Origin of the sequence: Paenibacillus shunpengii, from assembly GCF_042684905.1 — a bacterium.
Taxonomy (GTDB): Bacteria; Bacillota; Bacilli; order Paenibacillales; family Paenibacillaceae; genus Paenibacillus; species Paenibacillus shunpengii.
Genome location: NZ_JBHUMJ010000002.1, coordinates 2,221,845 through 2,234,469, shown reverse-complemented (window position 1 = coordinate 2,234,469; position 12,625 = coordinate 2,221,845). Strand labels below are relative to the sequence as shown.

Sequence of the window (12,625 nt, the reverse complement as noted above, 5' to 3'; positions counted from 1 at the left end):
GTTAAGGAGAGTGAAGATGATGAAAGTGAAATTAACAAAATCGTTCCATATTTTGTTGGCCTTATTAACCATTCTGCCTCTAGTGTTAACCCCGACAAATGTATCAGCCGCTAGTGATGCCAACATTAATCTGTCCTCTGAGAAACAGCTGATCAAGGGCTTCGGAGGAATTAACCATCCAGCTTGGATCGGCGATTTGACGCCAGCTCAGCGTGAAACCGCATTTGGCAATGGACCGAATCAGCTTGGTTTTTCCATTCTGAGAATCTATGTCGACGAAGATCGAAATAACTGGTACAGAGAGGTTCCTACCGCAAAAAGAGCGATTGAGCAAGGTGCACTTGTATTCGCTTCACCGTGGAACCCTCCGAGTGACATGGTCGAAACCTTTACCCACAATGGGGATCCGAACGCCAAACGACTGAAATATGACAAATATGCCGCGTACGCGCAGCATCTGAACGACTTTGTAAATTATATGAAAAACAATGGCGTAGACCTGTATGCTATCTCGGTTCAAAATGAGCCGGATTATGCCCATGACTGGACCTGGTGGACACCACAGGAGATGCTCCGTTTCATGAAGGAGAATGCTGGGTCCATCCAAAATACAAAGGTCATGGCGCCTGAATCGTTTCAATATTTGAAAAACATGTCTGATCCGATCCTGAATGATCCTCAGGCACTTGCCAACATGGATATTTTGGGAGCACATACGTATGGAACCCAGTTCAAAGACTTTGCATACCCGCTCTTTAAGCAAAAAGGAGCTGGCAAAGAGCTGTGGATGACCGAAGTGTACTATCCGAACAGTGATAACAACTCATCGGACCGCTGGCCTGAGGCATTGGACGTATCTTACCATATGCACAATGCCATGGTTGAAGGGGATTTCCAGGCTTATGTATGGTGGTATATTCGGAGACAATATGGTCCGATGAATGAGGACGGGAGTATTAGCAAACGTGGATATAACATGGCACACTTCTCCAAATTTGTTCGGCCAGGATATTACAGAGTAGATGCAACCAAAAATCCGGATACCAATACTTTTGTGTCAGCCTACAAAGGCGATAACAAGGTGGTCATTGTTGCGATTAATCGCGGCACCTCCGCTGCAAGCCAAAGATTTGTTCTACAAAACGGTAACGCCTCTACCGTATCCTCATGGGTTACAGATAGCAGCCGAAATCTTGCAAGCGGAACGCCGATTACAGTGTCAGGTGGAGCCTTTACGGCACAACTGCCAGCCCAGAGTGTAACGACATTCGTAGCCAGTATCTCCGGTAGCGGTGGTAATAATCCAGGTAGTGGCACAACTTACGAAGCGGAGACAAGTACGACTCTTACCGATGCGGTCATTGAAACCCTCTATCCTGGATACACTGGGGCCGGATACGTGAACTTCAGCACTTTGACGAATTCGGCCATCCAATGGAATGCCATTAATAACACGATTACAGGTACCAAAAACGTGAAGTTTCGTTATGCATTGGAAAGCGGAACTCGTAACCTCGATATATTCGTTAACGGAACCAAAGTCATCAGCAACGAACCTTTTCCTGCAACCGGAAGCTGGTCGACTTGGAGTGAAAAAAACATTCAGGTTCCCATGAACGCGGGAACCAATTCGATTAAAGTGGTCACAACTGGCTCAGAAGGACCGAATGTGGATAACATTACGGTCACAGCTGTTCAATAATCATGCCATATACATTGAAGCAATCCATAGCCGCGTAATCCGCGGCTTTTTCAGTTTCAATAATCTCTTCAAGACAATAAAGTAGCTATTGTTTCAAAAAAAAAAGACTTTGCCGTCCAGTTGAGACGGTAAAGTCTTTTCTTATCTTTACTAGCAATGATAATTTTGTTCTTTTATTGTACAATCTGCCAAACACCTAGTTGACTAGGCACATTGCCTTGCGTCCACCACTTCGCTTGGTATGTAACGCCTTCATATAGGACACGATCTCCACCAAAGTAAGATTTGCTCGCACTCCATACTGGTGTTATGCTGCTGAGCAGCTTCCATGCATCCGAATTATCGGGTTGATTGCCTTGCGTCCACCATTTCGCTTCATATTCATTGCCTTGGAACACAACAAGGTTACCGCTTGTATACACTTTTGAAGGATCCCACGCTGGTAATTCTCCGGCTTGTTGTTCTTTTGTTTTCAATGTAATAGTATTACTCGCTTCCGATACATTGCCTGCCGCATCAACTGCCTTCACAACGTATGTGTACTCTGTGTTCGGCTGTAAGCCGCTGTCTGTTGCCGATGTACCTGTTACGGTCTGAACTTTAACCCCATTACGATAGATTTCATAGTGCTTCACCCCTACATTATCCATAGAGGCGTTCCACATGAGATCAATCGTCGAGGTCGTCTGTCCCATCGTGTGCAGGGAGGTCGGGACCGTTGGGGCCGTTGTATCTTTAGCTGGGATTGGCTTGGTTGTCACTGTAATTGCAGTGCTTTCCTTGGAAACATTACCTGCCGCATCCACAGCCTTTACCGTATACGTATAAGAGGTATTTGCTTCCAGTCCTGTATCGACAACGGAAGTACCGGTTACCGTCTGTACCTTCACCCCATTGCGATACAACTCATAATGATTAACACCTACGTTATCGGAAGCTGCGTTCCAGCGCAGTTCAACTGTGTTCGTCGTTTGTACAGGAGAGGTCACTGCAGTAGGGGCCGCTGGTGCCGTTGTATCCTGTAGATCTGGAGTTCCGTTCGTATCGTTAATCAAATTCACATCCACTACCTGATAAAAAGCATTTGCGGTATCCGCAATTTCCCATACACCCAGAATTACATAATAGCCGCTGCGATCTGTCGGCAAGTTAATTTGGTGCGAAACCGAGCTTGACGGCTTGGCTCCGCCATCGTTAAACGTCTGAATAAGCTCAAAATCAGAGCGAGCTAAAGGCTTATTTGGGTTCCAGTCCTTCTTGGTTATGTAATACTTCCATTCTTTCGTTGCGTGTTGGGCAGTCAATGTCCAATTTATGGTGTTCTTCCCGCCATGCATCGTTACTTTACTCCAACGAGTAGCTGTCTGCTCATCAAGCTGTGGGAACACACCACCACCTGCGATATGGCCATCAGCAGGTCCACTCGCCGGGAAGCCGCCCAGACCTTCCACGCTTTGCGGTTCGTATTGCACGGGTCCGCAGCTTGTGTTCTTCTGCTCCTTACATAGAGCCGCACGACTAGAGTGAATATAACCATGAGCAGATACTTGATCAACGAATAACATTGATCCGATGACTCCACATACGAGTAACGATGCTGCTTGCAGTGCCTTTTTCCTCTTAACCCCTGCATTTAAGTTTAAATTGTTAAACATTTTACTAATCATCATCTCTCTCCTTTAAATGTATTGACAACTCTCAGAGACATCAAAAATTATCGGATATTGTAGAAAGATTGTGAAGACACAATCGGAAAATAATCTAAACGACTCATCTGCTAGTCCTATTCATTCAGGTATAAGGGACTACGACTTTTTTAAATCTAGCACAAACGACATGCGTCTGTTAACGATGAAAAGAGCCGCTAATTAAGAACAGGCAGGATAATCCAATTTTTTCTAGAATGTTTTAGATTTAAAAATTACGTATTTTCTAACCGCATCGCGGCCGGCATGTTCGTGCAATACATAAGTCCGGCAGCTTAAAGTGGCGGGCGTCGTGAATATCGTAATAAGAGGAGGAATTCAAATCAAATACCAAACGATTAATCTGTCGGAGAAATTGTCAAAGTTTAATGAACATTGGTCTCCAAAAGTCATTGGGGAAATGAATAACTACCAATTTAAATTGGTCAAGATTGCCGGTGATTTTGTATGGCATAATCATACAGACACCGATGAGGTTTTTATTGTGATCGATGGGGAGATGTTCATTGATTTTCGAGATGGTCAGGTCAAGCTGTCCAAAGGAGAAATGTTTATTGTACCAAGGGGAGTAGAACACAAGCCCTTTGCCAACAAGGAGTGTCATATCATGCTGGTGGAGCCTAAAGGCACAATAAACACGGGCACAGCAGACTCAAACTTAACAGCACTCAATGATGTGTGGGTTTGAGCTGAAACGTTTGGTAAGATATGTAGAGTAAAGATATGTAGTGTAAAGATGAAGAGATCAACAAATTGTCATATCCTTTGACTGTATTACTAAGTTAACAAGCGCATGGAGGAGCACATTGATACAATTGTCGTAACATCTAGCCATTTCCTTACGGAAATGGTTTTTTGATGATTTAGGAATGAAGTTGGTGATTCAAAAACAAACTGGCAGGATTTTTATTAAAAATGCTACACTATGGGCAGAGCATAAATGAAAATAAGAAGGTGTGAATAAATGAGGTTTGGAGAATTTTATATTGGACAAGAATTTAAAACCAAGTCCTTGAGATTGTCCAAGGATGATATCATCAGGTTTGCGTCTGAATTCGATCCCCAATATATGCACTTAAACGAGGACAAAGCGAATCAGGGAAGATTCAATGGAATTATAGCCTCAGGAATTCAAACCCTAGCGGTTTCGTTCAAACTATGGGTTGAAACAGGTAATTATGGTGATGAAGTCATTGCCGGAACTGCTATGAATAATATCAAGTTTATAAAACCTGTTTATCCGGGGGACGAATTATATACTCTTGTGAAGGTCACTGAACTGAGGGAAAAACGCAATGAAACCGGATTAGTAACTGTTTTACTAACAACGTTTAATGAGAAAGAGGAGGTCGTTTTTGAAGGAGAACTGACAGTACTAATAAGAAAATAAAAAACAAACAAAGCTGATTTGCTACGTACCATTTTTGAAGATGTTAAACCTGGTTATCACATGAACAAAACGCACTGGAATACGATTATTTTGGATCGTAACATGAAAGAGGATGATATCTTCGAGATGGTGCATCACAGCTTTGAACTTACGAAGCCGAAGCCAAAGATACAGACGTAGTCGATTGAGGTCAAGTTAATCAACTACCCCATTTTCTAACGATTAGTGACAGTGAACATCTGTGATTATGTTGATTTGCATCATAAACGGACATAAAGTAGTAGACTTTATATTTATATATTGCCTATAATATGTGTACAATCCTAATCATCCAAAAAACCAACATTGCAGTGATTTTGTTGTGGAAGCGCTTCAATTCTGATTTTGCCGATGCTTATCGTCAGTTACGATGAGAAAACAGGAGTGCTTGAAGGAAAAATTCATGAGATTTGGGGTGAAGAGCAGCGAACGAATGTGTTGATGAAAATGCCAGGAATCTTAGCAACGTTAAGGTTAAATGTATGGAATTACATATTCATATAAGGTCTTTCTGAAGCCATTCATTCTTATCAACTTATAGGTGCCTCTGCTGTATGTGGAGGATCCGGAAATGGAGGATTTATGAAATTAAATATTCCTAACTCTGCTGCCGATTTAAGACAAATAGCGGATCGTGTGGTGGATTACACATTTGGCATGGATTTGACTTGGGATTGGCCAGGCGGGGTTGCCTTCTACGGCGTAAGCCGGGCATTTGAAGTGACTGGTGAACAGGTCTACTTGGAACGAATGGCAGATTGGGTAGATGAATATCTGGAAGCAGGTCTTCCGCGATGGACGGTAAACACGTGCGCTATGGGGCATATGTTAATTACTCTGTATGAGCAGACAAATGACCAGAAGTACCTCGATCTTATTCTCAGTAAGGTGGATTATTTGGAGAACAAGGCATTGCGTTTTGGGGATCGTGTACTTCAGCATACCGTGTCCTCAAAAAATGATTTTCCAGAGCAATGCTGGGCAGACACCCTATTTATGGCCGCCTATTTTATGCTTCGTGTTGGCGTCAAGCTGAAGGAGAAACGATTAGTTGACGATGCTCTGCATCAGTATTTCTGGCATATCAATTATTTGCAGGATGAGGACAACAGTCTATGGTATCACGGCTATAATCATATCAACAAAGACCACATGTCAGGAATTCATTGGGCGCGTGCTAACGCTTGGGCCGCTTACACGATGTCTCGTGCAGCAAGAGGGGTGCCTGAAGGTTATCTATATCCTCCGATGATGCATATCTGGAGTTCACTTCGAGATCAGCTTGCGGCAATTAAAAAGCTGCAGAAGGAAGACGGACTCTGGGGAACTGTACTTGATTACCCGGAGGCGTATGGTGAAGTATCCGCCACTTCGGGTATCGCTGCCGCCATGATAATGCAAGATAATCCGCTTCATGCGAAGTACGTTCGAAAGGCCTTAGACGGCGTCCTTGCCAACATCTCCGCGAACGGACGAGTAATGAACGTCTCGGGCGGAACAGCTGTTATGAACGACATTGAAGGGTATCTGCGCATTGACCGGAAATGGGCACAAGGCTGGGGGCAAGGGCTGGGTCTCGCTTTCCTAGCGGCAGTAATTGAGATGGTTGAATCACAGGAGGAAGGCTCAACTACTCAGGAAGGATTGAATCTAAGTCCTACTAAGTTAGAGAAAGAGAAGGGAATTGAAGCAAAGTGATTTCTCAGCAGATTTTGAGTATATGATTAGCGGATATTACGCTAAGTTGGAAAGCTCTTATTTTAATGATATAGATGTTGTTATATAACAAATGCCCTAGGAAGATTCCTAGGGCATTTTCGTTAGATCTCTATGGTTTAATGAAAACTTCTATCGCATACCAGTGTATCATGTTACCGCTCAGTTCCCTTTCGTGAAACGAGCGGCTTTTTTTACTTATCAATGAAGTCTTAGGAGGTACCAATCTGTCTAGTGTTAACATGTTAAGATCGGAAGCTGTTCCAAGTGATTGTTTGTTCAACAGGGAAGCGGCTGGATGGGTGGGCACAGACAGTTCCCTTGCCGATGGCCACCAGCAGGATCGGAATATACCGAGATGGAACCGCAAACTCAGCATTGAATGCATCGCTATCAAATCCGCCTATAGGACAGGAGTCGAGCCCTTTGGCCTTGGCTGTCATGATTTCTTGCTTATTTAACTTATAGTTAGAGTCGAAATGTTTGACGGCATGGCGATTCCGAACCAAAGCGAAGAATTCCTTTTGTATAATATCTGACATAGTTCTATCCGCTCCTTTATTTATATTAATCTTTATCCGGCTTTTGCACGATGAAGAACTTGCTCCTCCCATTTGTTCCCTAGCAGATTGGTTCCCATGACACCGGCAATAATAAGCGCAGAACCGATTATATGGTACATTCTGACTTCCTCGCCAAGCAAAAGCGCTCCTGCAATGATAGACACAATCGTCGATAGATTGGAGAATACGCTCATTTTGGATGCTTCGATTCTGGACAAGGCAAAGTTTGAACTAAGCGCCGTAACCAGTGTGGACATGATGCCAAGATAGAGGATGGACACGATAAACGTACCGCTGGCAAGCGGAGAGAACAATTGATCAATCGTTCCTGCCGCTGCATGCCCGGTGAGTGACACAGAAAGGAAGGAAAGAAAGGCAATGCCGAGTATGAAATACGTCATCTCCGCAGGACTGAATGATTTAAGCAGCCGTCTCGCGAGTACGTTGTACCCTGCCATTATCAAGCAAGACAAGAATAAGAGAATGATCCCCGTCATGTTGGACCAGTCGATTCGGCTGCCCTTCATGATAAAGATAAACAGGACTCCGCTGACCGACAGACAGATGGATAGCTTTTGCAAGAGAGTGGTCGTTTCTTTTAAAAACAGGAATGCCAGCAGCACCGTTAAAATCGGTGTGAAAGCAAACAGAATCCCCCCTTCGCTTGAAGTGGCATACTTCAGGCCGTATGATTGGAGCGTAAAAAATCCCAGCGGATACAGAATGGCCAAGAGCAGTACCTTGTGAAGCTTCTTCCTACGATAGTTTAAACGGACCCGGCCCAGCAGTACAGGGATGGATATCACGGCGAATGATGCGGCGAAGCGGAATGTCAGTGTATCTAGGGGTTCGGCGAATTCGAGTGCAATCTTGGTGAATACAAATGAAAAACCTATGATCAAAGCATTCAGAACCGCGCAGAGATAAGCAAGTTTGATTCCGGAAGAATTCATTCAAGCATTTGCCTCCTTCAACAATTAGTGTCATGTTCGCGAACATGGAAGTGATAATTGAAATGGTAAAGCGAAATGAAGATGCCAACAACAACAAATTTACAAAATTGTATCGATACAGTTGTTCGTATCAAGTATGATGAAATGGAAGGAAGAGGTGAGCAGCGTGAAAAGATACTTGTCTATCCTTACCGATATGGAACTCAAAATAAATGATGGGCACTACCACCCAGGACAAAGGCTGCCTTCCGTCCGTGATGCCGCAAAACTGTACGGATGCAGCGTCAGTACCGCCGTCCGGGCTTACGCTGAACTGGAAAAGAAACACGCCATCTATTCCATTCCCCAAAGTGGGTACTATGTCGTTGCCAAACCGGAAGACCTATCCAGTGGCAGAGATGACAACAAGATTGATTTTTCATCAGCACTGCCGGATATTAACGTATTTCCTTATATGGACTTCCAGCATTGCTTGAACAAGGCAATTGATACGTATAAGCAACAGCTGTTTACGGGTGGCGATTTGAGAGGGTTGACGAAGCTTCGACAGACGTTAATGTCCCACTTGGCGAATGACCAGGTGTTTGCCAAAATGGAGCAAATTATGATCACTTCGGGAGCTCAGCGGGCATTGGAAATTTTGGCTAGAATGCCATTTCCAAATGGTAAAGAGACCATTCTGGTTGAGCAGCCAAGTTACGATATCTACTTGCGATATCTTGAGGCGGAGGGCATTCCGGTCGATGGAATTCCGCGAAGCGCAGCTGGCGTTGATCTGCAGGTGCTGGAACAGAAGTTCAAGTACGGAGGAATTAAATTTTTCTACACAATGTCCAGATATCACAATCCACTAGGAACCACGTACAGCGCGGAAGAGCGAAAGACAATTGCCAGGCTAGCGGGAAAATACGATGTGTACGTCGTCGAGGACGATTATATGGGGGATTTAGGAGAGGAAAAAGGATTTGATTCAATTTACACGTATAACCGGACATCGCATGTCGTTTACGTGAAGAGCTTCTCCAAGATTATTTTCCCGGGTTTGCGCTTAGGTACGGTCGTGCTGCCGGAACGGCTATTGGATACATTCCTCGCATACAAGGGGCATGCCGATACTTCGCTATTGTCGCAAGCGGCGCTTGATGTATATATCAGAAACGGCATGTATGAACGGCACAAATATAAGATCAGAAGCCAATATGCAGCGCGGATCAAGGGGGTAAACGATGCGGTAAGCCGTCAAAATGACGCGGGATACGTGAAATTATCGGGGGTCGACTCCGGCCTGTATATTCAGTTCAAGCTACCGCAAACCGTTAACTTGGATCGGCTGATGAAGCGGCTGTCGGTGAGGAATGTGAAAGTCATGGCCGGAAAGCAGTTTTATTTAACAAACTGGCTTGAGCGGGAAAAGTTTATGCGAGTCAGTATCTCGCTGGTCAAGCCGGAGAAAATTGAAGAGGGAGTGAGAATAATTATGGAGGAAGTAGGGAGGGAGATGGGGACATAGATATCGCACGTGCGTATACAAAGTTGAGGGACCAGGAAGAGGATCAATAATTTGGAGATTAAGGAGCTGAATAAAATGAATGAAAATAAAGCTACCGAAATAAAACGTTCTTCAAAAGCAGAAAGCATTCTATCCCAGTTTAATAGTAAAACAAAGCTAGGCGACTTACGAAAAATCGCAAAGGACATTAAAAAAGATCACGAGCTAGCGATGGAACTGTGGTCAACCGAAGAGTTTTTGCCCAGACTATTAGCAATCTTAATTATGGATAAAAAATTACTTTCACAAGAAGTGCTAAATCTGCTTGATAAGGATATGCTCACTCACACTTTTGATGAGCGAAATAACTTAATGGATTGGCTAATGGCTAATCAGCTCACCAAAGACAAGAAGACGATTGCAATGATGGAGTCATGGGAAAATAGCCCTTCTGCTCTTCAAAGACGAGCTTACTGGTATTATCAAGCGCGATTGAGATGGACTGGACAAACACCGCCTGATAACACCGCAGACTTACTATCTACATTAGAGGCTAATATTACGCAGGAGGAACCGGAAGTTCAATGGGCTATGAATTTCACCGCAGGCTGGATAGGCGTTTATGATGAGAAGCATCGTTCACGTTGTATTAAATTTGGTGAGAAAACGGGTCTTTACAAAGATGAGATCGTATCAAAAGGATGTACTCCCAGCTATCTACCGGAGTTTATCACAATTGAAGTTAGCAAACGACAAAATAAATAGTTCCTTAGAGATGAAGATTATTCCATTTCGTGATCAGCTTCAATATCAAATTCAAAGAGAGTAATGAGCTTAGACTATGAGCTTTCTTCAGCAGAAAACGAAGTTATTTGTTCCCGATAAGCTGAAGGAGAATGACCTATCGTTTTCTTAAATAATTTTGAAAATAATAGTGGATCCTCGTAGCCCACCGAGCGTGCAGTATCACCAATCGATAAATGCACGTGATGTAAAAGGTCGCATGCTCTGTTCATTCGATACTTGATGAGAAAAGCTTGTATACTAAGACCCGTGTACTCTTTAAATACACTGCCTAGGTAATTTCGCTGCAAACCAATGCTCTTTGCGATGCCTTCCACCGTAATTCTACTGTCATAATTTAATCTAATAAAATCGATGACTTGGTTTACGTATTTTTCTTTTGGGTTATGAGAAACTACACTTTTAATTTCAGTGCTTCTTTGTGCCAGCTCACCAAAGTACATATACAATAGTCCATTTAAATAGATGCTGCGTCCCTGAGCACTCGAATTTGTCCTCAACATCGTTTCAACATATTGAGTTAAGGAGCCGTTATTCATATGAAATATAGGCACTTCGTTTGAAAGTCCTGCTTCAAGAAGCAAATTTTCAACAGATGTTCCATTGAATCCAATCCAGCAATAATGCCACGGACGTTCATGATCTGCTTTATAAAAAGCGACTTTCTCAGGACAGAGAAGAAATCCGTCACCTTTTTTTAGATTGTACCTTCTTCCTTCATATTGAAACACACCTTCACCATCAAGAATATAATGTATTTTGTAGTATTCACGTATGGACGGGCCGAAGGAGTGTCCAGGCTTACAGGATTCCATACCAAATTGGATTAAATAGAGATCATGCAAATGAGGGTTCGGTGAAATAAATTCGGTCATGCAGATAACTCCTTTGCCGTAAAGCTTAAACGTTTGATATATAAAATTAACAGTACCACATTACGAGCATGATCGAATAGATCTCGCATCTTATCCCTAAGAGATAACATACATAAAACCATAAGAGAAACACATTGTGACATTATAAACACTTTTCTTTTCTTGTAAGATCTAACTAGTAATACGAACCTAATATTTGTTAGTTTAATTCTTACTCAGAGGAGAAATAGTCATGATATATCAGGCGAATGATCAACGGTACAATAGGATGGAGTATAGGCGATCCGGTAAAAGCGGTATAAAATTTCCTGCTATTTCACTTGGATTATGGCAGAACTTTGGAGGCAATAAACCCTTTGAAGAATCAAGGGCGATGATACGGCGTGCATTTGACCTGGGTATCACACATTTTGATCTAGCCAATAACTATGGTCCCCCTGCAGGATCAGCTGAGGAAACATTTGGAGGAATACTCAAGAAAGACATGATGCCATATCGCGATGAAATGCTAATATCAACAAAAGCGGGGTATTACATGTGGCCCGGGCCATATGGAGAATGGGGCTCTCGTAAAAATTTGCTCGCGAGTTTGGATCAAAGCTTGAGACGAATGGGAATCGATTACGTTGATATTTTTTATCACCATAGACCTGATCCTGATACTCCCTTGGAAGAGTCGATGAGCGCACTTGCACAAGCGGTGAAACAAGGGAAAGCACTATATGTCGGTTTGTCCAACTATGGTCCGGAAGAAACAAGACGAGCTGCTGAAATTCTTAAGGAGCTTGGAACGCCCCTCCTTGTTCATCAGCCTAACTATTCTATGCTGAATCGGTGGATTGAGGATGGTCTAACAGAAGTGCTGCAGGAACAAGGCGTAGGATCCATCGCATTTTGTCCGCTTGGTCGTGGCCAATTAACAGGCAAATATATAGACAAGTTGGAGCATGAATTGAATTCCGGCGAAATCACGTTGAAGCCTCAGGCGGTAACTGCAGAAAGACTCTCTAAATTTCGTGAACTAGAATCCATTGCAGCTCACCGCGGACAAAGCTTGGCACAAATGTCACTTACGTGGGCTTTGCGAAAAGGTGGAGTTACCTCCGTGTTAATCGGAGCAAGCAAGGTAAGCCAGATTGAGGAAAATGCAGCATCCGTATCTTTCCCAGCATTAACCGAAGACGAACTTAAAAGGATTGATAGTGTGCTAGAACAAATAGGGAATTTCCCTTGGTAATGAATTGAACATGTGCTTTAATAGACGTGTGTGAAACAAAATAAAACACTTTCAAGGGAATACCTCTTATCGTAAAGATATGGAGAACAACCTTGGAGGTGTTTTTCATTTGTTCACAAATCATGCCATAGATCTAACGGGTGGTACTTCC

General features: G+C 43.2%; 11 protein-coding genes and 1 pseudogene. 8 read left to right on the top strand and 4 right to left on the bottom strand.

Going from position 1 to position 12,625, the window contains the following annotated elements; all coding sequences use genetic code 11:
- The first annotated feature begins 19 nt into the window (after positions 1–19).
- Entirely contained in the window at positions 20–1,702 is a 1,683-nt protein-coding gene (locus tag ACFSVM_RS10435; protein ID WP_379262972.1) for a carbohydrate-binding protein, read from the top strand.
- 173 nt (positions 1,703–1,875) lie between these two features.
- On the opposite strand, the gene ACFSVM_RS10430 is transcribed toward ACFSVM_RS10435, so the two are convergent.
- Entirely contained in the window at positions 1,876–3,372 is a 1,497-nt protein-coding gene (locus tag ACFSVM_RS10430) for a lytic polysaccharide monooxygenase (RefSeq protein ID WP_379261940.1), read from the bottom strand.
- A gap of 358 nt (positions 3,373–3,730) precedes the next feature.
- Here ACFSVM_RS10430 and ACFSVM_RS10425 point away from each other — a divergent pair, with 358 nt between their 5' ends.
- From ACFSVM_RS10425 to ACFSVM_RS10410, 4 genes and pseudogenes are all read left to right on the top strand, one after another.
- Positions 3,731–4,096 (top strand): cupin domain-containing protein, encoded by a 366-nt coding sequence (locus ACFSVM_RS10425; protein ID WP_076314118.1) that lies wholly within the window; start codon positions 3,731–3,733, stop codon positions 4,094–4,096.
- A gap of 276 nt (positions 4,097–4,372) precedes the next feature.
- Positions 4,373–4,798 carry a MaoC family dehydratase gene (locus tag ACFSVM_RS10420; RefSeq protein WP_274337146.1) on the top strand — a complete coding sequence of 142 codons (426 nt, stop codon included), beginning with the start codon at positions 4,373–4,375 and terminating at the stop codon, positions 4,796–4,798.
- 9 nt (positions 4,799–4,807) lie between these two features.
- Positions 4,808–4,978: pseudogene (locus tag ACFSVM_RS10415) on the top strand (MmcQ/YjbR family DNA-binding protein); the annotation flags it as partial.
- A 441-nt stretch (positions 4,979–5,419) separates the two neighbouring features.
- Positions 5,420–6,535: a glycoside hydrolase family 88/105 protein gene (locus tag ACFSVM_RS10410; protein WP_379261937.1), complete on the top strand. Its 1,116-nt coding sequence runs from the start codon at positions 5,420–5,422 to the stop codon at positions 6,533–6,535.
- Between the two features lie 263 nt (positions 6,536–6,798).
- On the opposite strand, the gene ACFSVM_RS10405 is transcribed toward ACFSVM_RS10410, so the two are convergent.
- A complete protein-coding gene (locus tag ACFSVM_RS10405; protein WP_379261935.1) occupies positions 6,799–7,095 on the bottom strand; it encodes a nitroreductase family protein in 297 nt (98 codons plus the stop codon).
- Between the two features lie 32 nt (positions 7,096–7,127).
- Positions 7,128–8,069, bottom strand: coding sequence for a DMT family transporter (locus ACFSVM_RS10400; RefSeq protein ID WP_076313992.1), 942 nt, complete (start codon positions 8,067–8,069; stop codon positions 7,128–7,130).
- A gap of 166 nt (positions 8,070–8,235) precedes the next feature.
- Between ACFSVM_RS10400 and ACFSVM_RS10395 the strand changes: the two genes are divergently transcribed.
- Both ACFSVM_RS10395 and ACFSVM_RS10390 read left to right on the top strand, forming a co-directional pair.
- Positions 8,236–9,579, top strand: coding sequence for an aminotransferase-like domain-containing protein (locus ACFSVM_RS10395; protein WP_379261933.1), 1,344 nt, complete (start codon positions 8,236–8,238; stop codon positions 9,577–9,579).
- Positions 9,580–9,654: 75 nt separating this feature from the next.
- On the top strand, positions 9,655–10,323 hold the full coding sequence (locus ACFSVM_RS10390) for a DNA alkylation repair protein (protein WP_379261931.1): 669 nt from the start codon (positions 9,655–9,657) through the stop codon (positions 10,321–10,323).
- Positions 10,324–10,397: 74 nt separating this feature from the next.
- On the opposite strand, the gene ACFSVM_RS10385 is transcribed toward ACFSVM_RS10390, so the two are convergent.
- Positions 10,398–11,237: an AraC family transcriptional regulator gene (locus tag ACFSVM_RS10385; protein ID WP_379261929.1), complete on the bottom strand. Its 840-nt coding sequence runs from the start codon at positions 11,235–11,237 to the stop codon at positions 10,398–10,400.
- 232 nt (positions 11,238–11,469) lie between these two features.
- On the opposite strand from ACFSVM_RS10385, the gene ACFSVM_RS10380 reads away from it, so the two are divergent.
- Complete coding sequence (locus ACFSVM_RS10380) at positions 11,470–12,474, top strand: aldo/keto reductase (protein ID WP_379261927.1); 1,005 nt, start codon at positions 11,470–11,472, stop codon at positions 12,472–12,474.
- Positions 12,475–12,625: the final 151 nt, after the last annotated feature.

What these genes read in the sequence shown, in the direction of transcription:
- ACFSVM_RS10385 (WP_379261929.1), bottom strand. Translation starts at nt 11,237, where the DNA reads ATGACCGAATTTATTTCACCGAACCCTCATTTGCATGATCTCTATTTA.
- ACFSVM_RS10410 (WP_379261937.1), top strand. Translation starts at nt 5,420, where the DNA reads ATGAAATTAAATATTCCTAACTCTGCTGCCGATTTAAGACAAATAGCG.
- ACFSVM_RS10430 (WP_379261940.1), bottom strand. Translation starts at nt 3,372, where the DNA reads ATGATGATTAGTAAAATGTTTAACAATTTAAACTTAAATGCAGGGGTT.
- ACFSVM_RS10390 (WP_379261931.1), top strand. Translation starts at nt 9,655, where the DNA reads ATGAATGAAAATAAAGCTACCGAAATAAAACGTTCTTCAAAAGCAGAA.
- ACFSVM_RS10435 (WP_379262972.1), top strand. Translation starts at nt 20, where the DNA reads ATGAAAGTGAAATTAACAAAATCGTTCCATATTTTGTTGGCCTTATTA.
- ACFSVM_RS10420 (WP_274337146.1), top strand. Translation starts at nt 4,373, where the DNA reads ATGAGGTTTGGAGAATTTTATATTGGACAAGAATTTAAAACCAAGTCC.
- ACFSVM_RS10405 (WP_379261935.1), bottom strand. Translation starts at nt 7,095, where the DNA reads ATGTCAGATATTATACAAAAGGAATTCTTCGCTTTGGTTCGGAATCGC.
- ACFSVM_RS10380 (WP_379261927.1), top strand. Translation starts at nt 11,470, where the DNA reads ATGATATATCAGGCGAATGATCAACGGTACAATAGGATGGAGTATAGG.
- ACFSVM_RS10400 (WP_076313992.1), bottom strand. Translation starts at nt 8,069, where the DNA reads ATGAATTCTTCCGGAATCAAACTTGCTTATCTCTGCGCGGTTCTGAAT.